Origin of the sequence: Pseudomonas sp. SWRI92, assembly GCF_014268685.1 — a bacterium.
In the GTDB taxonomy this organism is placed as follows: domain Bacteria; phylum Pseudomonadota; class Gammaproteobacteria; order Pseudomonadales; family Pseudomonadaceae; genus Aquipseudomonas; species Aquipseudomonas marvdashtae.
Window position 1 is genome coordinate 39,345 of the sequence record NZ_JABWQY010000018.1, and the last position, 26,662, is coordinate 66,006.

28 protein-coding genes and 1 tRNA gene are annotated in these 26,662 nt (G+C 59.4%); 7 read left to right on the forward strand and 22 right to left on the reverse strand.

Annotated elements, in window-relative coordinates; all coding sequences use genetic code 11:
* Positions 1–36: 36 nt before the first annotated feature.
* From HU762_RS22470 to HU762_RS22480, 3 genes are all read right to left on the reverse strand, one after another.
* Positions 37–825: a hypothetical protein gene (locus HU762_RS22470; protein ID WP_186640743.1), complete on the reverse strand. Its 789-nt coding sequence runs from the start codon at positions 823–825 to the stop codon at positions 37–39.
* Between the two features lie 17 nt (positions 826–842).
* A complete protein-coding gene (locus tag HU762_RS22475) occupies positions 843–1,061 on the reverse strand; it encodes a hypothetical protein (protein WP_186640744.1) in 219 nt (72 codons plus the stop codon).
* A gap of 205 nt (positions 1,062–1,266) precedes the next feature.
* Positions 1,267–1,356: transfer RNA gene (locus HU762_RS22480), tRNA-Ser, on the reverse strand.
* Between the two features lie 126 nt (positions 1,357–1,482).
* Between HU762_RS22480 and HU762_RS22485 the strand changes: the two genes are divergently transcribed.
* The 4 genes from HU762_RS22485 (at position 1,483) to HU762_RS22500 (ending at position 4,409) form a co-directional block, all read left to right on the forward strand.
* Complete coding sequence (locus HU762_RS22485) at positions 1,483–1,629, forward strand: hypothetical protein (RefSeq protein WP_186640745.1); 147 nt, start codon at positions 1,483–1,485, stop codon at positions 1,627–1,629.
* Positions 1,630–1,663: 34 nt separating this feature from the next.
* Positions 1,664–2,353 (forward strand): crotonase/enoyl-CoA hydratase family protein, encoded by a 690-nt coding sequence (locus HU762_RS22490; RefSeq protein ID WP_186640746.1) that lies wholly within the window; start codon positions 1,664–1,666, stop codon positions 2,351–2,353.
* A 226-nt stretch (positions 2,354–2,579) separates the two neighbouring features.
* Positions 2,580–3,302: a 1-acylglycerol-3-phosphate O-acyltransferase gene (locus HU762_RS22495; protein ID WP_186640747.1), complete on the forward strand. Its 723-nt coding sequence runs from the start codon at positions 2,580–2,582 to the stop codon at positions 3,300–3,302.
* Positions 3,303–3,437: 135 nt separating this feature from the next.
* A complete protein-coding gene (locus HU762_RS22500; RefSeq protein ID WP_186640748.1) occupies positions 3,438–4,409 on the forward strand; it encodes a magnesium and cobalt transport protein CorA in 972 nt (323 codons plus the stop codon).
* A gap of 12 nt (positions 4,410–4,421) precedes the next feature.
* Here the strand turns inward: HU762_RS22500 and HU762_RS22505 are convergent, their stop codons facing one another.
* From HU762_RS22505 to HU762_RS22515, 3 genes are all read right to left on the reverse strand, one after another.
* Entirely contained in the window at positions 4,422–5,138 is a 717-nt protein-coding gene (locus tag HU762_RS22505; RefSeq protein ID WP_186640749.1) for an amidotransferase, read from the reverse strand.
* An 83-nt stretch (positions 5,139–5,221) separates the two neighbouring features.
* Positions 5,222–7,366 carry a 3-hydroxyacyl-CoA dehydrogenase NAD-binding domain-containing protein gene (locus tag HU762_RS22510; protein WP_186640750.1) on the reverse strand — a complete coding sequence of 715 codons (2,145 nt, stop codon included), beginning with the start codon at positions 7,364–7,366 and terminating at the stop codon, positions 5,222–5,224.
* A gap of 25 nt (positions 7,367–7,391) precedes the next feature.
* Positions 7,392–8,597: an acetyl-CoA C-acetyltransferase gene (locus tag HU762_RS22515; RefSeq protein WP_186640751.1), complete on the reverse strand. Its 1,206-nt coding sequence runs from the start codon at positions 8,595–8,597 to the stop codon at positions 7,392–7,394.
* 599 nt (positions 8,598–9,196) lie between these two features.
* Here HU762_RS22515 and HU762_RS22520 point away from each other — a divergent pair.
* The gene (locus HU762_RS22520) at positions 9,197–10,024 is read left to right on the forward strand and encodes a cytochrome c (RefSeq protein ID WP_186640849.1); all 828 of its coding nucleotides are present in this window, start codon (positions 9,197–9,199) and stop codon (positions 10,022–10,024) included.
* Between the two features lie 164 nt (positions 10,025–10,188).
* Here HU762_RS22520 and HU762_RS22525 read toward each other — a convergent pair whose 3' ends face one another.
* From HU762_RS22525 to HU762_RS22575, 11 genes are all read right to left on the reverse strand, one after another.
* On the reverse strand, positions 10,189–10,530 hold the full coding sequence (locus tag HU762_RS22525; protein ID WP_186611482.1) for a ribonuclease E inhibitor RraB: 342 nt from the start codon (positions 10,528–10,530) through the stop codon (positions 10,189–10,191).
* A 202-nt stretch (positions 10,531–10,732) separates the two neighbouring features.
* Complete coding sequence (locus HU762_RS22530; protein ID WP_186640753.1) at positions 10,733–10,969, reverse strand: hypothetical protein; 237 nt, start codon at positions 10,967–10,969, stop codon at positions 10,733–10,735.
* 138 nt (positions 10,970–11,107) lie between these two features.
* Positions 11,108–11,716: an START domain-containing protein gene (locus HU762_RS22535; protein ID WP_186640755.1), complete on the reverse strand. Its 609-nt coding sequence runs from the start codon at positions 11,714–11,716 to the stop codon at positions 11,108–11,110.
* Positions 11,717–11,755: 39 nt separating this feature from the next.
* Positions 11,756–12,010: a YkgJ family cysteine cluster protein gene (locus tag HU762_RS22540; protein WP_186640757.1), complete on the reverse strand. Its 255-nt coding sequence runs from the start codon at positions 12,008–12,010 to the stop codon at positions 11,756–11,758.
* A 147-nt stretch (positions 12,011–12,157) separates the two neighbouring features.
* Positions 12,158–12,637, reverse strand: a complete 480-nt coding sequence (locus HU762_RS22545; RefSeq protein WP_186640851.1) for a translation initiation factor 2 — start codon at positions 12,635–12,637, stop codon at positions 12,158–12,160.
* Positions 12,638–12,721: 84 nt separating this feature from the next.
* Positions 12,722–14,164 carry a PLP-dependent aminotransferase family protein gene (locus HU762_RS22550; protein WP_014339472.1) on the reverse strand — a complete coding sequence of 481 codons (1,443 nt, stop codon included), beginning with the start codon at positions 14,162–14,164 and terminating at the stop codon, positions 12,722–12,724.
* Between the two features lie 200 nt (positions 14,165–14,364).
* Positions 14,365–15,174 (reverse strand): OmpA family protein, encoded by an 810-nt coding sequence (locus tag HU762_RS22555; RefSeq protein WP_186640759.1) that lies wholly within the window; start codon positions 15,172–15,174, stop codon positions 14,365–14,367.
* Positions 15,171–15,530, reverse strand: coding sequence for a DUF4398 domain-containing protein (locus HU762_RS22560; RefSeq protein ID WP_186611488.1), 360 nt, complete (start codon positions 15,528–15,530; stop codon positions 15,171–15,173). The genes HU762_RS22555 and HU762_RS22560 overlap by 4 nt, the downstream gene beginning before the upstream one ends.
* Before the next feature lie 9 nt (positions 15,531–15,539).
* A complete protein-coding gene (locus tag HU762_RS22565; RefSeq protein WP_186640761.1) occupies positions 15,540–16,364 on the reverse strand; it encodes a transporter substrate-binding domain-containing protein in 825 nt (274 codons plus the stop codon).
* Between the two features lie 91 nt (positions 16,365–16,455).
* Positions 16,456–17,385: an FAD-binding protein gene (locus HU762_RS22570; RefSeq protein ID WP_186640763.1), complete on the reverse strand. Its 930-nt coding sequence runs from the start codon at positions 17,383–17,385 to the stop codon at positions 16,456–16,458.
* A 2-nt stretch (positions 17,386–17,387) separates the two neighbouring features.
* Entirely contained in the window at positions 17,388–18,137 is a 750-nt protein-coding gene (locus tag HU762_RS22575) for an electron transfer flavoprotein subunit beta/FixA family protein (protein ID WP_028620627.1), read from the reverse strand.
* Between the two features lie 546 nt (positions 18,138–18,683).
* Between HU762_RS22575 and HU762_RS22580 the strand changes: the two genes are divergently transcribed.
* Positions 18,684–20,348 (forward strand): 4Fe-4S dicluster domain-containing protein, encoded by a 1,665-nt coding sequence (locus tag HU762_RS22580; RefSeq protein ID WP_186640765.1) that lies wholly within the window; start codon positions 18,684–18,686, stop codon positions 20,346–20,348.
* Between the two features lie 89 nt (positions 20,349–20,437).
* Here the strand turns inward: HU762_RS22580 and HU762_RS22585 are convergent, their stop codons facing one another.
* A complete protein-coding gene (locus HU762_RS22585) occupies positions 20,438–21,328 on the reverse strand; it encodes an AraC family transcriptional regulator (RefSeq protein ID WP_186640852.1) in 891 nt (296 codons plus the stop codon).
* Between the two features lie 180 nt (positions 21,329–21,508).
* On the opposite strand from HU762_RS22585, the gene HU762_RS22590 reads away from it, so the two are divergent.
* A complete protein-coding gene (locus HU762_RS22590; RefSeq protein ID WP_186640767.1) occupies positions 21,509–22,561 on the forward strand; it encodes an NAD(P)-dependent alcohol dehydrogenase in 1,053 nt (350 codons plus the stop codon).
* Positions 22,562–22,567: 6 nt separating this feature from the next.
* On the opposite strand, the gene HU762_RS22595 is transcribed toward HU762_RS22590, so the two are convergent.
* From HU762_RS22595 to HU762_RS22610, 4 genes are all read right to left on the reverse strand, one after another.
* Positions 22,568–23,371, reverse strand: coding sequence for an IclR family transcriptional regulator (locus tag HU762_RS22595; RefSeq protein ID WP_186640769.1), 804 nt, complete (start codon positions 23,369–23,371; stop codon positions 22,568–22,570).
* A gap of 60 nt (positions 23,372–23,431) precedes the next feature.
* Complete coding sequence (locus HU762_RS22600; RefSeq protein ID WP_186640771.1) at positions 23,432–24,742, reverse strand: MFS transporter; 1,311 nt, start codon at positions 24,740–24,742, stop codon at positions 23,432–23,434.
* A 98-nt stretch (positions 24,743–24,840) separates the two neighbouring features.
* Positions 24,841–25,989 (reverse strand): galactonate dehydratase, encoded by a 1,149-nt coding sequence (gene dgoD, locus HU762_RS22605; RefSeq protein WP_003179439.1) that lies wholly within the window; start codon positions 25,987–25,989, stop codon positions 24,841–24,843.
* Positions 25,990–26,038: 49 nt separating this feature from the next.
* On the reverse strand, positions 26,039–26,659 hold the full coding sequence (locus HU762_RS22610) for a 2-dehydro-3-deoxy-6-phosphogalactonate aldolase (RefSeq protein WP_186640772.1): 621 nt from the start codon (positions 26,657–26,659) through the stop codon (positions 26,039–26,041).
* Positions 26,660–26,662: the final 3 nt, after the last annotated feature.

The window sequence follows — 26,662 nt, forward strand, 5'->3', positions numbered from 1 at the left end:
AGCCCCGCTTCGGCGGGTTTTTTTACATAAACTACGTTATGTGTACCTGTCGACGCGAGCAGCCGACCAATCATTGGACTGGAAGTTGGTGCTTGTTGCTTTTAGAAAGCCAGCCTCATACTCGCGAATTGAAACAAATAACTCTTCATCACCAAACGCCTTTGCTGCATAGCAACAAGCCATGATGCCTCGATACATATAATTCCAAAAATCAGCGCGATGCTCAGCTTGCCTTATAGTCCCGTGCATACCACGCATAAAAAATCCACGCGTAACTCCCCCATACATATCCATGATCTGAGGTGACGCGGCATGAACGTAACCAGAATATGCCTTGCTGACAGTTCTGGAAGTGTCCAGGTTCTTGCTTGAATTTTTTGTGCCACTCGCACACCGATCCAAATAGGCCCGAATTTTTTTCCTCGGCACCATCGCCCTGTTTGTCGACGAAGCAGACTCCTCGGCGGGATCAAATTCTTCTTGAAAGAAATTCTCCAGGTATTGCTCATGTGAAGGAGTCGACTCTGCGTTTATTACCGAGAATGCCAAGAACGAAACATCTTCAGTAATTTCATCAAGAATGCGTTGTAGAGACGCCTGTTCTTGAACAAACCCCGCTTCCAGGAGCAGCTTTGCGGCATGGAGACTGCTCACCATCCGCGCGAGCTTTTGCACCAATGCTTGATGTACCGTTTTCTCTACATACCGATAAACGAACGAATGCCTAAAAGCGACACGTTTGGGAGCAGGAACACACATGGAAAACACACTAACTATGCGCTCCATATAATCCAACGCTTGTTCGTAAGGCGTGCTTTCTGTCATAGGAAATGGCATCCCACCTAGGATTGTCGAAGTCGCAGAATCGCATCTTTAATCGCTTTCGCGTTTGTATCCAGGGTTTCCATGGCCATGACCGCGTTTTCTGCCGCCGTCTCTACGCCATTCTCTGCAAGCCATTTCGTGACCTCTTCTATTGCCGCCCCAAGCGCATGCTGGTTGTGCAGGAGCAATGTCAGAGCATCGGCCGTGGCAATGTTGGAATCTGAGTCAGATGGCATGGAAGTCGTCCTTGGAGATGGGTTCGGAAAAGCCTAGCTCATCGCTTGGCTGGCGAAGGTCAGTCGCTCATACAGATGAGCTCTATTTGCGCACCAAAATAGAGCCCCAGTCCCATATCAGTCCCATATGGCCTTTTTTCAGACGCCAAAAACCACAAACCCCCGACTTTCTCTAGGAAAATCAGGGGCTTGCGTTTTCATAATTTGGCGGTGAAGGAGAGATTCGAACTCTCGATACAGTTTCCTGTATACACACTTTCCAGGCGTGCTCCTTAAGCCACTCGGACACTTCACCGTGTCTCGGCAAACTGTTCCGTCTGTCGAGGCGCGCTAATGTAGTCGAAAGCTTTTCCGATGGCAAAGGTTTTTTTCAGAATTTTCATGTGGTTAAGGCTGGCTGGCGTTTCAAACGCGCCGGGGCATGGCAAACCGGCCAAACTCCGGCTTTGTCTGTGTGCTGCGCTATAGAAGGAGGCGCGGCCTGCTGGGCGGGCCGGGCTGTTTGTCGGGGGCGCGGCTGACCGGCGAGTCAGTCATGGTGCTTTACCTGGCCTGCGGCGGTGGGTAACGTCTGCTCCACTTCTCTTACAAGGAATAGCGCCATGAGCGACCTGATTGCCTACCACCTCGACGACGGTATTGCGACCCTGACCTTGAACAACGGCAAGGTCAATGCTATCTCGCCTGACGTGATCGTCGCGTTCAACGCCGCGCTGGACCAGGCGGTGGCCGATCGCGCGGTGGTGATCATCACCGGGCAGCCGGGGATTCTGTCGGGCGGTTACGATTTGAAAGTGATGACCGCCGGGCCCAAGGAGGCGGTGAGCCTGGTCGCGTCCGGTTCGACCCTGGCCCGTCGCCTGTTGTCGCACCCCTATCCCGTCATCGTCGCGTGCTCGGGGCATGCAGTGGCCAAGGGTGCGTTCCTGTTGCTGTCGGCGGATTACCGCATCGGTGTGGAGGGCCCGTTCACGATTGGCCTGAATGAGGTGCAAATCGGCATGACCATGCACCATGCCGGCATTGAGCTAGCCCGCGATCGCTTGCGCAAGTCTGCCTTTCACCGCTCGGTCATCAATGGCGAAATGTTTAACCCGCAGAGCGCCGTGGATGCCGGCTTCCTCGATAAGGTGGTCTCGGCTGACGAGTTGCAAGCGGCGGCATTGGAAGCGGCGCGCCAGTTAAAGAAGATCAACATGACGGCTCACAAGAACACCAAGCTCAAGGTTCGCAAGGCGCTGCTGGAGACGTTGGACAGTGCGATTTTGCTGGATCAGGAATACATGGGCTGAACTGGGCTACCGCGCGACCCAGCGGGAGCAAGCTCCCTCGCTCAGGCTATGCGGGATTTTCCTACGCATGCGGTGTAAAAATCCCGCGGCCGCTCTAGTCTGCTTCTTACAGATGTTTCGAAACATACGCTTAAACATCGGCCATCTCCTACCTCTATAGGGACAATTGCTGAAAACAGTGCACATCCGTACACTGCGCCACCTTTTGTCCCAATGGGGCCTGTTGATGTTGTTTGTACTGCGTATGTGTTTGATGGGCTTGCATTTTGTCTTGGCGGGCGTGCTGGGCGTGATGCTGGGGCTGTGCCGGCCGTTCAACCCCGACAACAGCCGTTTATGCGCCAGGCTGTATGCACTGCCCGCGATGTGGATCCTGCGCCTGCGGGTGAAGGCCGAGGTCGATACGCTGGTGAACAAATCCCAGGGTTGCGTGATCATCGCCAATCATCAGTCCAATTATGATCTGTTCGTGTTCGGCAACGTGGTGCCGCGTCGTACCGTGTGCATTGGCAAGAAGAGCCTGAAGTGGGTGCCGCTGTTTGGGCAGTTGTTCTGGTTGGCGGGCAACGTGTTGATTGACCGCGGCAATGCGATCAAGGCGCGCCAGTCGATGCTGGCCACCACGCATACGCTCCAGCACGAGAACACGTCTATCTGGGTGTTCCCGGAAGGCACGCGCAACTTGGGCGAAGAGCTGCTGCCATTCAAGAAAGGCGCGTTTCAAATGGCGATCGCCGCCGGGGTGCCGATTGTCCCGGTGTGTGTCAGCAGCTACATCAAGCATATGCGCCTCAATCGCTGGCGCAGTGGTGACATTCTCATACGCTCGCTGCCGGCGATTCCTACGGCAGGCCTGAGCATGAATGACATGCCCCGCCTCGTCGCCCAATGCCGGGAACAGATGCGCGAGTGCATCGAGACGATGGATCGGCAGCTGCAAGCCGCATGAGCCAAAAACCCGCCTCCATGGCGGGTTTTTCATTGGCGGCGAACTCAGCGGATTTTGCTGACTCTCAAGCACCATGGCGCGCTAAGCTGCACGTGCCTGCCACTGCCAATTTCCAAGAAGAAGTGAACCATCATCATGGGTAGAGTCGTTGCTGCTGCGGTTTACAGCGCCGGTAAGAAAGTCACCAACATCACCCTCGACGAAGGCAGCGCCTGGGCTGCAAAACCAGGACATTTCGTGTGGATCGGACTCGAAGAGCCGAGCACGCTGGAACTGACCAACCTGCAACGCCAATTCAACCTGCATGAGTTGGCGATTGAAGATGCCATGGAGAAACACAGCCGTCCGAAGCTGGAGACATTTGGCGATGCGCTGTTTATCGTCACGTATTCGCCGGTACGCCAGGACGGCAAGCTGCAGTTCATCGAAACCCATATCTTCGCTGGCAAGGGTTACATCATCACCGCCCGCAACGGTCACTCCGCGTCCTACGCCCACGTCCGGCAACGCTGTGAGGCACGTCCTATTCTGCTGGAGCACGGGGAAGATTTCGTCCTCTACGCCATCCTCGATTTCGTCATTGAAAACTACCAGCCGGTGGGCGAAGCCATTCACGCCGAGATCGATGAGCTGGAGCGCAACGTGCTGTGCAGCGCTCTCAACGAGCGAGACATCCAGAACCTGCACAGTTTGCGCCGCGACGTGCTGCGCCTGCGTCGCTACGCGGCGCCGATGGTGGAAATCAGCGAGGAACTGCAGCGGCTGGACTTTCCGTTCATCGACAAGAATATGAGCCCGTATTTCCGTGATGTGCAGATTCACGTCACCCGGCAGATGGAAGACTTGGCGACCCTGGCGGACATTGCCAGCCAGACCATCGAGATTGGGGTGCTGCTCGAAGCGTCACGCCAGAGCGTGGTGCAACGCAAGTTCGCAGCATGGGCGGCGATCCTGGCGTTCCCGACAGCTGTCGCCGGGATCTATGGGATGAACTTCGAGAATATGCCGGAGTTGACCTGGCACTACGGCTATTTCCTGGTGCTGGGGTTTATCGGGGTGGGGTGTACCGCGTTGTGGGTGAGTTTCAAGCGGTCGGGATGGTTGTAGGAGAGGAGCAGCTTAAAGCTGCTTCTGAGCCACAAAACGCATCATCCACTCCGCCACGGTCGTGCCGTGATGCTCATGCTCAAGACTCGCCACGCCCTGGCTGTAGATCTGCTCGCCGAGGTGCTGTTGGCGGATCTCCAGCAAGGCCCGGGAATAATCGTGGATAAATTCCGGATGGCCTTGGAAGCACAGGACTTGATCGTTGATGTGATAGGCCGCGAAGGGGCAGAAATCGCTTGAAGCGATGACCGTGGCGTTTTCTGGCAGTTGGGTAACTTGATCCTGATGGCTGATCAGCAAGGTCAATTCTTCCATTACCGGGCTCATCCACGGCGCCTTGGCCGCGAGCTTATAACGATGGGTGCCCACGCCCCAGCCTTGGCTCGCCCGCTCAGTCTTGCCACCCAGCAGCAGCGCCAGCAACTGATGGCCAAAGCAGACGCCCAACAACTTGTCGCCACGCTGGTAGCGGTCCAGCAAGTAGGTCTTGAGGGTCTGGATCCAGGGATCGGTGCCGAAGGAGTCGGCCTTGCTGCCTGTGACCAGATAGGCGTCGAACTGCTCGTCGTCACTGGGATATTGCCCTTGCACCACGTTGTACACGGTGAAATCAGCCGCAATGGGCTGCTGCGAAAACAGGCGCTGAAACATCTGCCCGTAACCCTGATATTGGTCGACCAGTTCCGGACGCAGGATATCGGTTTCCAAAATGCAGATGCGTAGCGACATAAAAAATACCTGACACGATGATGGGAATATTGCACACCCAGAGCCTGCCTTGAAACACTGCCCCAAGGCAAGCCCCCTCCCCGTCAGAACCGCGCCTGGCTCGCGGCTTTTTCCAGCAACAGGGCGGGCGGTGAGAAACGTTCACCGTATTGATCGGCCAGGTATTGGGCACGGGCCACGAACGCCTGCACACCGTATTGGTTGATGAACTGCAACGCTCCGCCCGTCCAGGCCGCAAAGCCGATGCCGAAGACCGAGCCGACGTTAGCGTCCGCCGTCGAGGTGACGACGCCCTCCTCGACGCAGCGCACGGTCTCCAAGGCCTGGATGAACAGCAGGCGCTCACGGATGTCCTGAGGCGGGATCTGCCGATCGGGCTTCTCGAAGCGGTTCTTGAGCCCCGGCCAGAGGTATTTCTGTCCCTGGGCCGGGTATTCGTAAAAACCGGCGCCGGCGGCTTTGCCCGCTCGCTTGTCTGTCTCGAGCAGCCAGTCAATCACGGCGAACGCTGGGTGCTCAGTCGGCGCCTTCCCTTCTGCTTGCAGGTCCTTGGCCGTTTGCGTGCGGATATGGCTCATCAGGCTGAGGGAAACTTCATCTGAAACAGCCAGGGGGCCGACCGGCATCCCGGCCTTGCGCGCCTCGGTTTCGATCATCGACGCACTCACACCTTCGCCAAGCATCGCGATGCCTTCATTGACGAAGGTGCCGAAAACCCGCGATGTGAAGAAGCCGCGGCTGTCATTGACCACGATCGGGGTCTTGTCGATTTGCAGGACGAAATCGAAGCCCCGGGCGAGGGTTTCATCGCTGGTCCGCGCGCCCTTGATGATTTCAACCAACGGCATTTTTTCCACTGGGCTGAAGAAGTGCAACCCGATGAACTTGCTCGGGTCCGGCACCGCCATCGCCAAGCCGCTGATGGGCAACGTCGAAGTGTTGGAAGCGATCACCGCGTCAGGCCCTGCCACCGCTTGGGCAGCCGCCGACACGCTGGTTTTCAAAGAACGGTCTTCAAATACGGCTTCGATGATCAGGTCACAACCCGCCAGTTCGGCATCGCTGTCGGCGGGATGGATGCGCGCCAGCGTGGCATCACGCTGTCCATCGGTAAGCTGGCCACGGGCGACTTTTTTGTCCAGCAACGCCGCCGAGCGGGCCTTGCCCTTTTGCGCTGCGGCCAGGTCGATGTCCTTGAGCACCACGTCAATGCCAGCCATCGCGCTGACATGGGCGATGCCGGCACCCATCATCCCGGCACCGAGCACGCCGATTTTGTTTGTCCGAAAAGGCGTGAAACCCTGTGGGCGGGAACCGCCGGCCTTGATCTCGTTGAGTTGAAACCAGAAAGTGCCGATCAGGTTCTTGGCCACTTGGCCGGTGACCAACTCGGTGAAATAGCGGGTCTCGATCAGATGCGCCGCGTCAAACCCCACCTGTGCACCTTCGACGGCGGCGCAGAGGATTTTCTCCGGAGCCGGCAAGCAGCCCTGGGTCTTGCTGCGCAAGATCGAAGGCGCGATCGCCAACATTTGAGCGACTGCCGGGTCGGCCGGCGTCCCGCCTGGCATACGATAGCCTTTGCTGTCCCATGGTTGAGCCGCACTCGGGTTGGCGAGAATCCAGGCCCGGGATTTGGCCAGCAGTTCGTCGCGGTCCGCCGCCAACTCATCGATCAAACCGACCTGCTGCGCCTGTTGCGGGCGCACACGCTTGCCTTCAAGCAAATACGGCAAGGCCTTTTCCAGGCCCAACAGGCGCACCATTCGCACCACACCGCCACCACCCGGCAGCAGGCCGAGGGTGACTTCCGGCAAGCCGATCTGCACCGACGGATGATCCAACGCGACGCGGTGATGACAAGCCAGGCAGATTTCCCAACCGCCGCCCAAGGCTGCGCCATTGATGGCAGCGACCACGGGCTTGCCGAAGGTTTCCAAGGCACGCAGTTGCGCCTTGAGTCCCAAGACCGTTTCGTAGAACGCCTGGGCTTCGTGCTTGCCGACCTTGACCAGCTCGTTCAGGTCGCCGCCAGCAAAAAAGGTTTTCTTGGCGGAGGTGACGATCACACCGGCAATCGAATCTTTTTCAGCGATCAAGCGAGCTACGCAAATGGCCATCGCCTCGCGGTACATCGCGTTCATGGTATTGGCGCTCTGGCCTGGCATGTCCAGGGTGAGGACGACGATCCGGTCCTCGCCGGTTTCGTAACGAATGGCGTCGATCATGAAAAGTGTTCCTTGCAGTCGGGGCTCAGAGGCGTTCGATGATGGTGGCGATGCCCATGCCACCGCCGACACACAAAGTCGCCAGGCCATAGCGCTGGCGACGCACCTCCAGTTCGTCGAGCAGCGTGCCGAGGATTGCGCATCCCGTGGCGCCCAAAGGGTGGCCCATGGCAATGGAGCCGCCGTTGACGTTGACCTTGGCCGGGTCGATGGCCATGTCCTTGATGAATTTGAGCACCACCGAGGCGAAGGCTTCGTTGACTTCGAACAGGTCGATGTCTTCCACCCGCAGCCCAGCTTTCGCCAAGGCCTTGCGGGTGGCTGGGGCCGGACCGGTGAGCATGATGGTCGGCTCTGAGCTGGTGACGGCAGTGGCGACGATTCGCGCCCGAGGCTCCAGGCCCAGCTCGCGTCCCTTCGCCTGGGAACCGATCAGCATCAGCGCCGCGCCATCGACGATGCCCGAACTGTTGCCCGGGGTGTGCACATGATTGATCCGTTCGACATGACTGTAGACCCGCAACGCCGAAGCATCGAAGCCCGCCTGCCCCATCGCTTCGAAACTCGGCCTGAGCTTGCCCAGGCCTTCAAGCGTTGAGTCGGCGCGGATGAATTCGTCGTGGTCCAGCAACACGATGCCGTTCTGGTCCCGCACCGCCACCACGGATTTGTGAAACGAACCGTCGTCACGGGCCCGCGCGGCTTTTTGCTGGGACTGCATGGCGAACGCGTCGACGTCCTCGCGATTGAAACCCTCCAGAGTGGCGATCAGGTCGGCACCAATGCCTTGGGGCACGAAATGGCCGTGCAGGTTGGATTGCGGGTCCAGCGCCCACGCGCCACCGTCACTGCCCATCGGCACCCGCGACATCGACTCGACGCCGCCCGCCACTACCAGATCTTCGAAACCGGAGCGCACTTTCATCGCGGCCAGGTTCACGGCCTCCAATCCCGAGGCGCAAAAGCGGTTGAGTTGCACGCCGGGCACGCTCACGTCCCAGTCGGCCACCAGGACAGCGGTCTTGGCAATGTCGGCGCCTTGATCGCCCACTGGCGTCACGCAACCAAGCACAACGTCATCCACATGGCGGGTGTCCAGGCTCATGCGCTGCCGTAACGCAGTAAGCAGGCCAGCAACCAGGTTTACCGGCTTGACGGTGTACAGCGCGCCGTCGGGTTTACCTTTGCCGCGAGGCGTGCGTAATGCATCGAAAATAAAAGCTTGGGTCATGACATCCTCGAACCGCTATCGGCATGGAACAAAAACCCCTCCAACCTTAAGCCCAGCGGCGCTGGATGCAATGACCACAGTGCTCAATGGCATTGACAGCCACGCTCAGACGAACGGTAGCGAGCTATCGGGTTAACCGTTTCAGGTGAGCAAGCTGTCTAGCAAAAGGCCCGGCAAGAAGCTGGCAATAAGCCTCATGCCTTTTTAATAGCGAAACAACTGGAATTGATATGAATTGGATCTAAGCCATAGCAGCCGTGGCCCCTAAGGTAAACCTTGTACAAGTAAGTCGTCGGGTTTTGCCGAGGCGCTTGTTCAACAGGAAGTGCAATGCCAGCCGTGATGGAGTTATGCAGGCTGGCCTCAGGAAATAACAAAAAGGCGGGTCAGCCATGTTCAAACATTCGAAAGTTCGTCAAGCCGGACTCATTCTCTTTGCCACGACGCTGCTGTTGATTCTGCCGAATATCACCAAGGTGATCGGCTGATCCAGGCGCGTGGTGTCCGCACCCTCAGTAAAGTTGCATCGCCGATAAATACGAGACGGATCGTTGTTCCGACAACGGTGGCTGTGCCAACCTTTGCACTTCCCCCTCGACATGGACGGCGACGTATTGAAAGCTCTCACATTGATTGGGGCGCTGCTGCTCAGCACGCCTTCCTATGCCGCGCAGTTGGTGCTGGAGCTGGGTACGAATGCGCGCACCTGGCAAACCGAAGAGCTGCTCAAGCATTCGGAAGTTCAAACCGTCCAAATCACTGAAGACGTTTCCTACAAGAAACCCATGAGCTATCGCGCCGTGCCGTTGACCGCACTGCTGACCGGCATCCGCTCGGACGATCATTTGCAAGCCGTGGCGCTGGACGGCTTTGCCGCCGAAATGCCCGCGGCGCCGCTGCTCAACACGGACGGCGCACGAGCGTGGTTGGCGATTGAAGACCCGGCCAAACCTTGGCCGCCGCTGGGGCAAGGCAAGCACAGCGCCGGCCCTTTCTACCTGGTCTGGACCGATCCCCAAGCGGGCCATATCAGCCCCGAGCAATGGCCCTACTCAGTGGCGACCATCAAGCGCCTGTCGGCAGTGGCCGACCGTTTCCCGGCGCTACTGCCCTCGCCCACCCTGGCCAAGGATGATCCGGTCAATAAAGGTTTCGAGTTGTTCCAAAAAAACTGCCTGGCTTGCCATCGCCTCAACGGCGCGGGAGACGCGCAGTTCGGCCCGGACCTGAACATCCCTTTCAACCCCACCGAATATTTCTCGGGAGATTTCCTCAAGCGCTACATACGGGATCCGCAAAGCCTGCGTCGTTGGCCTCAGGGGAAGATGCCCGGGTTCGCGGCGGCGGTGCTGCCGGACTCGGAGTTGGATTTGCTGGTGGGGTACTTGAAGCACATGGCGGGGCGTAAGCAGCCGTTGAAGCAGTAAGTTGGCCTTTGTGGTGAGCTTGCTCCTCACCGCAAGGGCTCGCTTGCCAGGAGTTATAGCTGCTGCACGGTGATCAAAGAATGTTGCCGAACGGATCGAGCTGCCAGACACATGAAAACGGCCGACACGATGGCCAGCCGTTGCTGTGGATCTGTTGGAAAGTATCAGGCTTGCAGGCGCCGAATCTCCTGCTTGACGCCCCACCCTTCGATGATGCCACCCAACGGTTCGACCACGGCTTCGAAGTTCATCTCGAAGTCCCCGATATCATCATAAGTGGCGTACATCACCCGGCTCAGCTCCAGCGACCAAGCCCCATCGTCCCGTGCACTGATCTGTGCATTCAACGACTCCCCCCGAAAATGACCTGCCGCGCGCCGTGCCCGTTCCTCGTCGGGAAAAATGGCGTAGAACTCGATGGGATGAAACTGGGAGAAATCGAAACCGCCTTCTTTCATGCGGCGCAACACGCTGGTGCTGATGTCTTCTTGATAGGCTGTGCTCATGAAACGTCCTCCTAAAACCGATGGATAGACTTTCCGTCTTCCCGTGCGTGCAACCTGCTGTTGCAAGCGATACGGCATCAACTGACCGTCGGGACACAAGCATGTAGCTGACAAGACCGGACCTTGGCGATCCTTTCGCTGATCTCGATTGCAGAGTAGCTTCAAGTCAGTGCGGCTGCCAAGCGGGACCAGACAATGAATTTCATGAAACCGGTTTAATGCTGCTGATTTCAATGCTGTTTTGGGTCTTCAGGCTCTTGACTGTGGGGTCGTCGGTGCGACCTTCCAAGTCGTTGAGGTCAAGCTCTTTCGAGAGAGGCACCAGCTTTTCACGAATCAGTTGTGCAGCTTGTTCCATCGTGGGCTCCTGGGCGTAATCAAACTGCTCGGCGATCGTTTCGCCGTGATCGTCAACGAAGGTGATTTCCCACTTTTGCATCAGTGTCTCCTTGATCGATGGAATGGCCGGGCATACCTCTATCTCGACATTGGCGGCGAAACAATCGTTCCGCTGAGTTCATAGCCGGCATATACAAAAAAACCGCCTCGCGGGCGGTTTTTCACAGGGGCATTACCGTTACTTTTCGGCGCGTTCTTTCATCGCTTTCAACGTATTGAACGGCGCATCCACGACAAACTTGTTAGCGAGCCAGGACGGTACGTCGCCACCGGGCTCGGTATGGACCTGATAAATCACTTCGATCTGGTCCGCGCCCTTGGGCGTGAATTTCCAGAACCCGTCGACTTGGGTCACGCGCACGAAACCTTTTTCTTCAGGCGCGTAAGTGGGCACGCCCTTGAGGTTGCGCGTCAGGCTGCCATCAGCGCCTTCGACGGTGGTGACTTCCAGCACGGAATCACGGGACGTGACCGGCCACGGCGTGTTGAATTGCGTATAGGTCCAGCTTTTGTTGCCTTCGTGCTTGAGCAGCTTCTGGCTCTTGCATTCATGAATCCAGGCGCACGCGCCGGGCACGTCTTCCTGCAGGGCCCGCAGCTTTGCCATGGTGGTTTTCATGACGGTCACGCCACGGTAGGCCTTGTACTTCGAGCCGGCCACTTCGCTGAGGGAAACCTGGATACCTTCCTTGTCCTTGGCGACCTGCCAGTCTTCTGCCTGGGCGGTCGCCGCTGCCAACAAGACGGTCAAACCACACAACACAGCCATACGATGCAGCGAACCCATAGTTGTTTTTCCTTATTGTCCAAGTTCGATCATTGACCACTACGCCGCCGTGACTTGCTCCCACCAACCGATCAACCGAATGGCTTCGTCGCTGCTGTGACCACAGACCTCTATATCGGCCTGGAACGCCGAGCACACCGCCGGACGTTCCGGTTGGCCAAAGATCTGGCACAAATTGTCGGCCGACAGTTGCACACAACGCTCTCCCGCAGGTTTGCCCTGGGGCATGCCCGGGATGGGCGAACTGATGGAAGGGGCAATGCAACAGGCGCCACAGCCCTCACGGCATTCCATGACGACGATATCCTCACGACAGGTAATGATTGGTAACAGAGACAGAGTAACGGCTAAAACACTCGTTTCAAATTGCCAGCCGCGTGTTTTTTCGTACATCGCGCGGTGACCGGACGGTCAGCGACGAACAGCACTGTTTTGCTGCGCTTATTGCTTGAATTCGAACTCCAGCGCGGCGCCTTCCACTTCGTTGCGCTCCTGGTTGCGCAGCGGCAGCTGCATCTCGTTGCTCAGCAGGCGGCCGTTGAGCTGGAACGGTCCGGGTTTATTGCCGAACATGGACGGCAATAACGGCTCACGCTTGGGTAACGGTACCTTGCCCGGTGGTTGCAGCTCGTCGACCATATCGTGCGGCAGGCTCAGGTCAAGCTTGGCCGATGGCAAAGGCGTCTTGGCGACCTCACGGGCGGATTTGCTCTTGGAGGCGATGGGCGCGCGTTTTTTCTTCGTCGTGGCGGATTTTTTAGCAGGGGACTTTTTCACCACCACTGCGGCTTTCTTTGGCGTGTCCTTCTTGGCGCTAGCGGTGGTTTTTTCCTGCGCTGGAGCCGCCACGGCAACGCCTGCGACATGGAAGGCGCTCAACAAGCCGATCAAAACCCAGGCAGCAGGACCAATAGCTTTCATAGACACAACGACATCCGCGGCAGAGTCTCCATGCTCGCCCGATTATGAGGCGCTGACAAGCACATCAAACCAAGCCATTGATTCCTATAGGAACCCGTTGGCTGTCTCTTGGCACAATTGAGTGGCCAGCAGCCCCAGCGTCATCAAGGCCCGCTCTGCTTCGCGGTTCCACGGTGTGCCGCAGTTCAGGCGGATGCAGTGGTTGAACTGCTCGGTATTACTGAATATCAACCCAGGGGCGATGCTGATGCCCTGTTGCAACGCCCGCACATGCAATTCCTGGGTGTTGACCCGCCCCGGCAGGCTGACCCACAAGATGAAACCTCCCGTGGGACGGCTCATTTGTGTGCCTTCCGGGAAGTATTGCTGCACCGCCAGCTGGAAGGCGCTGAGGTTTTTGCGGTACTCCTGGCGGATATAGCGCAGGTGCCGGTCGTAGCCGCCGTTTTCCAGATAGGCCGCGATTCCCATCTGGGTGACGCTGCACGCCGAGTGGGTACTGAACGTCTGGAGCCGCTGGATTTCCTGCTGGAACTTGCCGGCGATCATCCAACCAATACGCACGCCCGGTGACAGCGTCTTGGAAAAACTCGAACAGTAGATCACCCGGTCCAATCGGTCGTAGGCCTTCAGCGCCTTGGTGCGGCCCTGCTCGAACATGAGCTCGCCATAGATATCGTCCTCGACGATCTGGATGTCGAAGTCCGACGCCAGACGCAGCAGCTGCTTTTGCCGCTCCTCGGGCATGGTGCCGCCGAGAGGGTTGCTCAGGCGCGTGGTCAGGACCAGCGCCTTGATCGACCATTGGTTGGCCGCCAGTTGCAAGGCTTCAAGGCTCATGCCAGTGACAGGATCACTCGGGATCTCGATCACCTTGAGCCCCAGCAGATCCGCCAGTTGCAGCAAACCGTAATAGGTCGGCGATTCGGCGGCAATCAGATCGCCGGGGCGAGTCAGCACGCGTAACGACATCTGCAGCGCATCGACACAGCCATGGGTGATCACGACTTCGGAAGGATCCACCACGACACCAGCGTCCCGCATGCGAATTGCCACCTGGCGGCGCAACGGTTCGAAGCCGGGGCTGAACATGTAGCTGAACGCCCGTGGGCTGTGGAAACGCGTGACCTTGGCCAATTGCTGATGCAACGCCCGGACAGGCAAGTAGTCGACGCTCGGTACCGCTGCGCCCAACGGAAAGACGCCTTCGCGGCGCGACTCGACCAGTACCTGCTGGATGATGCTGCTGCGCGTCACCAGCCCCGGGCGCTCCACTCGGGCAATGTCCGGCGTCGGCGCGGTCAGGGCTGGCGTCTGGTGCACGTAATAGCCCGATTGCGGCCGCGCGCGAATCAAACCCTGGTCTTCAAGGTTGGCGTAGGCCTGCAGCACGGTGGCATGGCTGACGTTGAGCTGCGAACTCATCTTGCGCACCGAGGGCACGCGTTCACCAGGCTGGTACACACCGCGCCGGATGTCTTCAGCCAGCTGTTGAGCAATACGTTGGTAAAGCAGGAGGTTGGTCATGACGCAGCACTCGATTTCACGGGCATTTTATTCTTGTCGGAAACGATACCGTAACAGTTTAGAAGTGTACTGGGACAGTTGCCAGATTACTCGACAGTACAGTGGAGTGACAGCTCTAACTGTACCCCTTGCCGGACAATAGGCGAGCCCAAAAAAACCCGGCGCCTGTAAAGGGGCCGGGTTCTCCAGAGACGCAGCCCTTAGCGGGCGGCGCCGAGCTGGCCTTTTTCGTCGGAGAACACAATTTCAACCCGACGGTTCTGTGCCCGGCCACGTTCGGACGCGTTGACGTCCACCGGGTATTGATCGCCGTAGCCTTCGACCTGAATGCGCTTCTCGTCGATTCCCAGGTCCACCAGCACGTCCGCCACCGCTTGCGCGCGGTCACGGGACAGCTTGAGGTTCTCCTGTTTGCCACCGGTGCTGTCGGCGTAGCCCTCGATACGCACTACGCGCTTGGGGTTGAGTTGGAGGAACTGCACGATCTTGAGCACCACGCGATTGGCCGAGTTTTTCAGCTCAGCTTCGCCGGTATCGAACAATACGTCGCCGAGCGTCATCACCAGGCCGCGATCAGTCTGGGTTGTCGCCATCGCCATGATCTGCTCTTCCAGCCATTTGCCCTGCTGCTGGACACTCAGCAACTTGGACTCGCGCAAGGCCAATTGCAGACGCTGGCGCTCAAGCTCGAGCTTCGTCGCGCGCTCTTCGTTGAGCACTTGATTGCTGTGCTCCCGGGCAATCGCACTGTAGCGTTGGCTCAGATAGGCGTAATGCTGAACATCCTCACCGCTGCCCCAGTAGCTGGACAAGCGATCGGCACGGGCCAGGGATTCGCCGGCGCGGATCACGTCCCGGGGCGCGGCACGGAGCACGTTGGCGTCTTCCTTGACCTTCTGGAAATCGCCGCTGGCCTGTTCCAGCACTGCCTCGCTGCGCTGGCCGGCGCAGCCATACAAACTCGCGAGACCTGCAATCAGCAGGCCGCCGAATACATGGGAGTGATTCATTGGGCATCCTCCCTCAACTGTTTGCGCAAGCGCTTGATACGCGTATCGAGCACGTTCAGTTGCTCCTGGCTCTTGAGCGTCAGCACCTTCGCTTCGGCCAGGCGCGCGTCCAGCTCGGCCTGCTCGGCCCGCATACGCGCCTTCTTGTAGGATTCGTCGGCCATGTTCGATTTGGCACGAGCGAACTTCTCTTCGGCCAGTTTCAACTCGGGCACTTCTTCGGTGGTGGCACCTACCGCACGTGCTTGCTCGATGGCCTGTTCAGTCAGGCGGATCTGTTCATTCGGCGCAGGATCGGCTGCACAACCCGCCAGAGCCAGAACGGCCAGGGCAGCGAAAAGAGGTCGAATAGTCACTAATATTCCCTACTGTTTTGGGGCACTGACGGGAGGCTTCAACTGTGTCTTCCAACGCTCCAGATTGCGTTGCAATACAGCCTCCGTCAGGCCGGACGCGGCCAATTCTGTCATCTTTTGCGCCAGCTGTCCGCGTAACCATGGGTCGTTGCAGGCGGAGTTATGGGAAACCGCCAGGAACAGTCCCGGTTTATCCACCGGTTGCGGCGCAGCCTGCAGATCGTTGGCCAAGCCCAATGTCTGCGCCATCGCCAAGCCCGAATAGCGCCCCGCCAAGACATATTCCACCTCGCCCAGGAGCAATTTCTGAAAGGCCTGGGTCAGGTTCGGCGTACGGATCAGCGACAATTGCTGCTCGGCGAAAACGCCAAATCCCTGGGTCATTCGAGCCTTTTCCGACAGCGCGCCGGGATGCCCATGAAGGTCCTCGGGCTGGTTGATGACCAGCGTCGAGTCGTTGCGAGTCCAGACCAGGTAATCATTTTCCAACAGCGGCGGATGAACGTAATCCAACGCTTCAAGCCCGGCGGCGGTCAGCGGAGCGTCGGTGAGCAGGTCCATGCGCCCGCTGCGCACTTCGTCCAGCGCCTGGGCACGCTTGCCGGCATACAGCAGCTCGATCTTGATCCCCAGCTCCGTCGCGACGTGCGCCAGCAGATCGGCACCGGCGCCAATCAGGTGCTTGGGGTCCTGGGGGTCTTGCCAGAGGTAAGGTGGCGCGTCCGGACTGCCGGTGGCGATCAGTCGTTCACATTTGCCGGCTGCGACAGACAGGCCCGGCATGACCGCCAATGTCCACAGCAACGACCAACTGGTCAAACGACGCAGATCCATGGCGACTTGCTCCCCTTGCAGCGAAAAAAACAATGCAGAAAATAAAAAGCCCGGCCAAAGGGCCGGGCTCTTTATAAGTGAAGACGCTGGATTAGACCAGCTTCTCCAGCTCAGGGATGGCTTCGAACAAGTCCGCTACCAGGCCGTAGTCGGCCACCTGGAAGATCGGTGCTTCTTCGTCCTTGTTGATCGCAACGATCACCTTGGAGTCCTTCATGCCGGCCAGGTGCTGGATCGCGCCGGAGATACCGACGGCGATGTACAGCTGTGGCGCAACGATCTTGCCGGTCTGGCCGACCTGCATGTCGTTGGGCACGAAACCGGCGTCTACCGCCGCGCGGGAAGCACCGACGGCGGCGCCCAGCTTGTCGGCCAGGGCGTACAGGTGCTTGAAGTTGTCACCGTTCTGCATGCCACGGCCGCCGGAAACGACGATCTTGGCAGCGGTCAGTTCCGGACGATCGGACTTGGCCAGTTCTTCGCCGACGAAGCTGGAGATACCGGCGTCGTGGGCAGCGCCTACCGCTTCAACGGCAGCCGAACCACCTTCGGCGGCAACCGGGTCGAAACCGGTGGCGCGAACGGTGATGACCTTGACCGCAGCGTTCGATTGCACGGTGGCAATGGCGTTGCCGGCGTAGATCGGACGCTTGAAGGTGTCGGCGCTTTCTACCGAGATGATTTCGGAGATCTGGTCGACGTCCAGTGCAGCGGCAACGCGCGGCAGGATGTTTTTGCCGTTGGAAGTCGCGGCAGCCAGGATGTGGCTGTAGCCCTTGCCCAGCTCAGCTACGAGCGGCGCAACGTTTTCTGGCAACTGGTGCGCGTAGGCGGCGTTATCGGCCGACAGCACTTTTGCCACGCCAGCGATTTTCGCAGCGGCTTCGGCAACGGCACTTACGCCCTGCCCGGCCACCAGAACGTGCACGTCACCACCGATTTTGGCTGCGGCAGCAACGGTGTTCAGCGTGGCCGGAGCCAGCGCCTTGTTATCGTGTTCGGCGATTACCAAGATAGTCATAGTCAGATTACCTTCGCTTCGTTTTTCAGTTTCTCGACCAGTTCAGCCACCGACTTGACCTTGATGCCCGCGCTGCGTGCAGCCGGCGCTTCGACTTTGACGGTCTTGTTGGTGGAAGCGGTGGAAACGCCCAAAGCGTCAGGCGTCAGCACTTCAAGCGGCTTCTTCTTGGCTTTCATGATGTTTGGCAGAGACGCATAGCGCGGCTCGTTCAAACGCAGGTCAGTGGTGACGATGGCCGGCAGTTTCAGCGAAACGGTCTGCGCGCCGCCGTCGATTTCGCGAGTCACGGCAACGCTGTCGCCAGACACTTCGACTTTCGAAGCGAAGGTGCCCTGACCATAGCCGCTCAGTGCCGCGAGCATCTGGCCAGTCTGGTTGTTGTCGCTGTCGATAGCCTGCTTGCCGAGAATCACCAGCTGCGGCTGTTCCTTGTCGACAACGGCCTTGAGCAACTTGGCCACGGCCAGGGAAGTCAGGTCTTCGGCGGATTCGACGAGGATGGCGCGATCGGCACCCAGTGCCAGCGCGGTGCGCAGTTGCTCCTGGGCGGTGGTCGGGCCGATGGAAACGACGACGATCTCAGTCGCCACGCCTTTCTCTTTCAGGCGTACGGCTTCTTCTACGGCGATTTCGCAGAATGGGTTCATCGACATCTTGACGTTGGCGAGGTCGACGCCGGAGTTGTCCGCCTTGACGCGAACCTTGACGTTATAGTCGACCACTCGTTTGACAGCTACAAGAACCTTCATGGATTCCTCGTTACTCTCCGGTGAAAAGAAAGCCGCCCGGGCGAACCTGGCGGTTGATGATCATGGGCGCAAGGGCACCTCTAAAAACGCCGGCATGAACCACACATGACCTTTGCTCACGGGAGTGAAGACCATTCGTCAGTGATGACCGATGAGTCATTCATTATCGCGGCGTGTAAACTGCGCGTTTAAACCACGCAACCCGTCACTTTGTGCTGCCTTCGCCCTGTCTTTAGAGGTGCTCTTGAAACCAACAGTCAGCCTACGGCGAGCGCAAAACCGCCCGTATCTTGACCGGAACGCCTATTCCGGTCAATACGGCAAAATGGTCAGTCATAAGCCGTACGTCAGTGATTTATCTGGGCTGCGGCAATTTCAAACAAACGTTTGTATTGGACCCAGAGAGTGGTGTAGATATAATGCGCCGCTTAAGAGAGAAGCGCGGGTCATCCATTGCCGTTTTCGTCGCCTGGCGAGAGAAACAACGGATGCATCGCCAAACCTCCAATTAGAAAAAACTGTAGAGCCTTGAGTAGGAGATAGCCTGTGGAACGCGAATACATGGAATTCGACGTGGTCATCGTCGGTGCCGGCCCCGCTGGCCTGTCTGCCGCTTGCCGACTGAAACAGAAGGCCGCCGAAGCCGGTAAGGAAATCAGCGTCTGCGTGGTCGAAAAAGGCTCCGAAGTCGGTGCGCACATTCTCTCCGGCGCGGTATTCGAACCGCGCGCCCTGAACGAACTGTTCCCGGACTGGAAAGAACTCGGCGCCCCGTTGAATACGCCCGTCAAGCGCGATGACATTTATGTCCTGAAGAACGCCGAGACCGCGAGCAAAATCCCTGACTTCTTTGTGCCCAAGACCATGCACAACGAGGGCAATTATATTATTTCCCTGGGCAACCTGTGCCGCTGGCTGGCCCAGCAAGCCGAGAACCTGGGCGTGGAAATCTACCCGGGCTTCGCCGCCCAGGAAGCGCTGTTCGACGAAAACGGCGTGGTGCGCGGGATCATCACCGGCGACCTGGGTGTCGACCGCGAAGGCCACCCGAAGGAAGGCCTCTACACCCCCGGCATGGAATTGCGTGGCAAATACACGCTGTTCGCCGAAGGCTGCCGTGGTCACATCGGCAAGCAACTGATCAAGCGCTTCAACCTGGACAGCGACGCCGACGCCCAGCACTACGGCATCGGCCTGAAGGAAATCTGGGAAATCGATCCGGCCAAGCATCAGCCAGGCCTGGTGGTGCACACCGCTGGCTGGCCGCTGGACATCATGGGCACCGAGAATACCGGCGGCTCCTTCCTTTATCACTTGGAAAACAACCAAGTGGTGGTCGGCCTGATTATCGACCTGTCCTACAGCAACACCTTCCTGTCGCCGTTCGACGAATTCCAACGCCTCAAGCATCATCCGGTGCTCAAGCAGTACCTCGAAGGCGGCAAGCGTGTCAGCTATGGCGCCCGGGCTATCTGCAAGGGCGGCCTGAACTCGCTGCCGAAAATGGTCTTCAAGGGCGGTGCGCTGATCGGTTGCGACCTCGGCACCCTGAACTTCGCCAAGATCAAGGGCAGCCACACCGCGATGAAATCAGGCATGCTCGCCGCCGAGGCAGTGGCCGATCGGTTGTTCGCCGAATCCGAAGGCGGTGATGAACTGACCGCCTACGTCGACGGCTTCAAGAGCAGCTGGCTGTACGAAGAGCTGTTTGCCAGCCGCAACTTTGGCGCCGCGATCCACAAGTACGGTGCGATCATCGGCGGTGGCTTCAACTGGCTCGACCAGAACATCTTCGGCGGCAAGATTCCGTTCACCCTGCGCGACACCAAGCCGGACTATGCTTGCCTGAAACTGGCGGCCGACTGCAAGAAGATCGACTACCCGAAACCGGACGGCAAGATCAGCTTCGACAAACTCAGCTCCGTGTTCATCTCCGGTACCAACCATGAAGAAGAACAGCCCTGCCATCTGAAGCTGACCGACCCGAGCATCCCGATCAGCAAGAACCTGCCGCTGTACGACGAGCCGGCCCAGCGCTACTGCCCGGCTGGCGTGTACGAAGTCATCACTAAGGAAGATGGTGAAAAACGCTTCCAGATCAACGCCCAGAACTGCGTTCACTGCAAGACCTGCGACATCAAGGACCCAGCACAGAACATCACCTGGGTATCGCCGGAAGGCGCCGGCGGTCCGACTTACCCGAACATGTAAGCCGACACGCTGAACATCGAGGCTCCCGCAATGGGGGCCTTTTTGTTGCCGCCAATTTAAGAAACACCCTCAAGGGAACATCAAAGACCTCAGGCGGCGCGCTCTTCGCCGGGGTTGCGTTCGAAGTAGCGCTTGTACTCGCGACTGAATTGCGACGGGCTCTGATACCCCACCTGATGCGCCACCTGGGCCACGCCCATGCCTTCGATGAGCAGCAGTCGCTGGGCCTTGAGCAGGCGCAACCGCTTGAGGTACTGCACCGGCGACAGCAAGGTGCTGCGCTTGAAGTGCTCATGGAAGGTCGACGCGCTCATGTTCGCGCAACTGGCCAAGGTCTCGACGTTCAGCGGCTCGGTGAAGTGTGCATGCAAATGGCTCAGGGCCGCGGCAATCCGGGCGAACTGGCCTTGCTGCTCCACCAGCGCCCGCAGCACATCGGCCTGGGGGCCGCGCAACACGACGAACAACAACTCCCGCAACCGTGCCTGGCCCATGACCTGGCATTCCAGCGGATCGTGCAGGCAGCGCAACAAGCGTTCGACACACCCACGCATGGCGTCATCAAGCACTGCGCAGGTCATCGATTCAGGCGTCTGCGGCGGCAGGCTCCGACCCGGCATCAGTCCCATGGCCAGCACCAATTCCCCCAACATCGCCCGATCGATCGCAACGGAAACCCCAAGCAGCGGAGCATTGGGCATGGCGTAGGTCTCGCATTCGAACGGCACCGGCAAGGCCTGGATCAGATAATGCCCGGCGCCATATTCCATCGTGCGAGGCCCCAGGTACGCCAGTTTGCTGCCCTGGGCAATGATCACCAGGCTCGGCTCATAAAGCTGTGGGCCACGGGCGACGTCCTGGCTGGCGCGCAGCGCATGCACGCCGGGCAATGGTGTGGGGACAAAACCGTCACGGGTCGCCAAGGGTTCTATCAGGGAAACCAGCGTGGCGTTGGCATCAAGATGGCGGGTCAACAGCATAGGCGAAAACTTCACGGAAAATGGCATGAAAACATCATCGCAGGTCTGGCGCCACAGAGGATCAAATCCTGGCCAAGACCGGAGGATTAGGCATGACAGGCGGAGGAATCGCCATCGCCGCCGGTCGCCATGCCTCCCAGAATGGATTCCCTCACCGTTCACTGCTTAGCGAGGTCCATCATGTACACAGCTATCGGATATGCCGCCCAATCGGCCACCACGCCCCTCGCCCCCATGACGTTCGAGCGTCGCAGCCCGCGAGCCGACGATGTGGCGATCGATATTCTCTACTGCGGGGTCTGTCACTCCGACATCCACCAGGCCCGCAATGAATGGGGCATTGCCGTTTACCCGCTGATGCCCGGCCATGAAATCATCGGAAAAGTTACCGCCGTCGGTGCGAATGTCACCCATCACAAAGTCGGTGACTTGGTCGGTGTAGGCTGCATGGTCGACTCCTGCCGCGAGTGCGAAGCGTGCCGGGCCGACTTGGAGCAATACTGTTTCGAAGGCATGACCCAGACCTACGCCAGCCCGGACCGCGTCAGCGGCGGCCACACCATGGGCGGCTATTCCGACAGCATCGTGGTCAGCGAGCACTTTTTGCTGCGCATCCCGCAAACACTCGATCCAGCCAGCGCCGCACCGCTTCTGTGCGCCGGCATCACTACTTATTCGCCCCTCAAACACTACGGCGTCAAGGCTGGCGACAAGGTCGGCGTGCTGGGCATGGGCGGCCTGGGTCACATGGGCATCAAGTTCGCCAAGGCCATGGGTGCGGAAGTGACGTTGTTCACCCGCTCGGCGAGCAAAGCCGAAGAAGCCCGTCGCCAAGGCGCGGACCATGTGATCGTGTCCACCGACGCTGAACAGATGGCCGCTGCCGCTGGACGTTTCAACTTCCTGCTGGACACCATTCCGGTGCAGCACGACCTCAACCCCTACCTCGACACGCTGCATTTCGACGGAGTGCACATCATCGTAGGCCTGGTCGAGCCGGTCGACCCGCCGGTACACGCGGCAAAACTGATCATGGGTCGCCGAGTGCTGGCCGGCTCGCTGATCGGCGGCATCGCAGAAACCCAGGAAATGCTGGATTTCTGCGCCGAGCACAACATCAGTTGCGACATTGAAATGCTCGACATCCGCCAGATCAACGAGGCCTACAGCCGCATGATCGCCGGGGATGTGAAGTACCGCTTTGTCATCGACATGGCGACCCTCAAGGCCTGACGTTCGTCAAACCTTGGCGCCCAGTTCCGCCGACAGCCGGGCTGTGACCCCTTTGACCAGGGGAATCAGCTCGGCCATCTTTTCCAGCGGCATGTACGGCACGGTGCTGGCGATGCTGATACCGGCGACGATGCGCTTGCCGGCGTCACGAATCGGCGCCGCTACACAGCGAATCGACGGTTCGTTGTCCTCCAGGTCGAAGGCATAGCCCCCCGCCACGTATTCCACCATACGTTGCTGGAACTGTTCCCAGGATTGCTCCTGATGCTGGGGCCAGAACTGATTCTTCCCACCCGCCGGCAGGCTGATTTCATACAGCCGCTTCCATTGTTCCTGAGGGTCATCGAGCATCAGCGCCTTACCGATCCCGGTACGCGCCAACGGCATGCGATGGCCTACGCGCGAGCGCATTTCCGGACCGTTACGTCCTGGGTTCTTCAGCAAGTACAGAACTTCGTCGCCCTCGCGAATCGCCAGGTGAACGGTGTCCCCAGTGAGCGCCGACAGCTCGTCCAGGTACGGCCCCGCCAGGCTCACCAGCGGCAACTCCTCCCGGGCCTGAAAGCCCAGTTCAATCAGCTTCGGTCCCAGCAGGTAACCCACTTGCGGCACCACACGCAGGTAACGCTCGTCCACCAGGCAACTGGCCAGGCGATGGGTGGTGCTGCGAGTGGTGCCGATCAGCCGGGCGATTTCCTTCAAGTCACGGGCGCCGCTGGCGACCGCCTGGACCACGCCCAGGCCACGCAGCAATGTCTGCGTGCCTGTAGGCGCGGCATCCTTGGTGATTTTTGAATCGTCTTGCTGCATATCCGGCCTTTCTCAGTGAGCGGGGAAACGGGCGGCATTATGGTCGCCCGCCTCGTAGGACTACAACTCGATGCGCTCGACTTTCCCCACCAGCAGGATGTAGGAAAGCGCGCCAGCCAATGCCAGGACAGCGATATAGGTAATGGCCGGGGCAAACGAATCGCCGCTCGCCAGGAAGCCAATGACAATCGGCGTCGCGATGGCCGCCAGGTTGCCGATGAAGTTGAACACCCCACCGGTCAAGCCGAGCAACCGCGCCGGCGCCAAGGTGGAAACCAGCGACCAAGTGATCGACGCCAGGCCATTGCCGAAGAACGCCAGGGCCAGGACCGCGATCACCAGCGGCGTCGACTCGACGAAGTTGGCACCGATGATTGAGGTGGAAATCAGCAGCCCGCCAATGATCGGTAACTTGCGCGCAAACCCCACGCTGGTGCCGCGGCGAATCAGCCAGTCAGAGAAGAACCCCGAACACAGCACGCCGACAAACGCCGCGAGGAACGGCAACGACGCCAGCAGGCCAGACTTGATGAAATCCATGCCGCGATATTTCACCAGGTAGGTCGGGAACCACGTCAGGAAAAACCACAGCGTGGAGTTGAGGCAGAACTGTCCCAGGTAAATGCCCCAAAGCTTGCGCTGGGTCAGGACGATGCCCAGGTCCGTCCAGCTGAATTTCGCCTTGACCTTCGCCGTCTCGGCCTGGATATCCACCAGCCCGCCGCCTTCGCGGATCAGCTCGATTTCGGCGGCATTGGCACCTTTGAAATCCCGCGGCTCGCGATACACCGTGTACCAGATCACCGCCCAGAGGATACCGACGGCACCCGTCGCGACGAACACCATGTGCCAGCCGAAGGCATGCTGCAGCCACGCCAGGACCGGCGTCAGGAATGCCAGCCCGACGAACTGTCCGGAGGTATAGAAACCAATCGCCGTGGCGCGCTCACGCTCGGGAAACCACGTGGTAACGACGCGGCTGTTGATCGGATAGGCCGGCGCTTCCAGGGCACCGACCGCCATGCGCAGGACGAACAGCGCGATGAAACTGGAGACGAAACCGAGCATCACCGTGGCCACCGACCACAGCAGCAGCGCCACGCTGTAGAGAATGCGCGGCGGCACGCGGTCGACCAACCAGCCACCGGGAATCTGCATGGCGGCGTAGGTCCAGCCGAACGCCGAGAAAATCAACCCGACATGAATCGGATCAATGCCCAGCTCACTGGTCATTGCAGGGGCGGCAATCGAGAGGTTACTGCGGTCCAGGTAATTGATCACCACGGTGATGAACAGCAGGACCATGATGAAAAAACGCTTGCGGCTGGGCGTCACCAACGACGCCTGCGCGTTCAGGGTGTGCGCTTGCATGTGAGGTGCCTCTTTTTGTGTTTATTGAGGAGTCGAGCACGACCGATCGTTCCCACGCAGAACGTGGGAACGATCAAACCGAGAGAGTCAGGACTCACTCACCACTCGGCAAAACTGCCGTCGGCATGGCGCCAGATCGGGTTGCGCCAGCGGTGGCCGATGGCCGCGCGTTCAATCACATATTCCTCGTTGATCTCGATCCCCAGGCCCGGACCGTTGGGGATTTTCACGAAGCCTTTGTCGTAGTCGAACACCTGCGGATCCTTGATGTAATCCAGCAGGTCGTTGCTTTCGTTGTAGTGAATGCCCAGGCTCTGCTCCTGAATGAACGCGTTGTAGCAAACCGCGTCCAGTTGCAGGCATGCCGCCAGGGCGATTGGCCCCAACGGGCAATGCAGCGCCAGCGCCACGTCGTAGGCCTCGGCCATGTTGGCGATCTTGCGGGTTTCGGTGATGCCGCCGGCGTGGGAGGCATCCGGCTGGATGATGTCCACGTAGCCTTCGCTGAGTACACGCTTGAAATCCCAACGCGAGAACAGCCGCTCGCCCAGGGCGATCGGTGTGCTGGTCAGCGGCGCCAGTTCCTTGAGCGCTTCGTAGTTTTCGCTGAGCACCGGTTCCTCGATGAACATCAACTTGTAGGGGTCGAGTTCCTTCATCAGCACCTTGGCCATCGGCTTGTGCACACGACCGTGGAAGTCCACGCCGATGCCGACGTTCGGCCCCACCGCGTCGCGCACCGCCGCCACGTTGGCCAGGGCCAGGTCGACCTTTTCGAAGGTGTCGAGGAACTGCAGCTCTTCGGTGCCGTTCATCTTCACCGCCGTGAAGCCCCGCGCCACCGCTTCTTTCGCCGCTCGCGCAGTGTCCGCCGGGCGATCGCCGCCAATCCACGAATACACGCGGATCTTGTCGCGCACTTGGCCGCCCAGCAGATCGCTGACCGACACGCCCAGGGCCTTGCCCTTGATGTCCCACAACGCCTGGTCGATACCGGCCAGGGCGCTCATATGGATGGCGCCGCCGCGGTAGAAGCCGCCGCGATAGAGCACGGTCCAGATGTCTTCGATGTTGCGTGGGTCCTTGCCGATCAGGTAGTCGGACAATTCCTCGACGGCCGCCGCCACCGTGTGGGCACGGCCTTCGACCACGGGCTCGCCCCAACCGGTCACGCCCTCGTCGGTCTCGACCTTGAGGAAGCACCAGCGCGGCGGAACGATAAACGTGGTCAGCTTGGTGATTTTCATCTTGTTGTCTCTCTTATCAGATGCAGCGCGCGGGGCGCTGGAAAAGTCTTCAGTTCAAGGCATTCCATGCGACCACATAGGCCTTGGCGCGTACCGCCACTTCATCCGCTGTCAGGCCCGGCTTGAACAGCCCGGAACCGAGGCCGAAACCCTTGACGCCGGCTTCGACGAACACCGCCATGTTGTCCGGCGTGATCCCGCCCACCGGCACTAGCACCGTCCCGGCCGGCAACACCGCGAGCCAGGCCTTGACGACCGCCGGGCCCATTTGCTCGGCCGGGAACATCTTCAGCACGTGAGCGCCTTCGGCCAGCGCGGCAAAGGCTTCGGTGGGTGTGGCGACGCCGGGCGACAGGTACAGCCCCGCCGCTTTCGCCGCTCGCAGCACCTTCGGATCGCTGTGGGGCATGACGATGACTTGGCCGCCAGCAGCTTTAACCTGCTCGACCTGTTCCGCTGTGAGCACGGTCCCTGCACCGATCAGGCAATCGGCCGGCAGGGTACTGCGCAGGATGCGGATACTTTCGTACGGCTCAGGGGAATTGAGCGGTACTTCGATGACGCGAAATCCGGCGCTATAAAGGACTTCGCCGATAGCGGCGGCCTCCTCGGGACGCAGGCCGCGCAGAATCGCGATCAGCCCGTTGTGCGCCAGTGCTTGTGTGAGCATGTC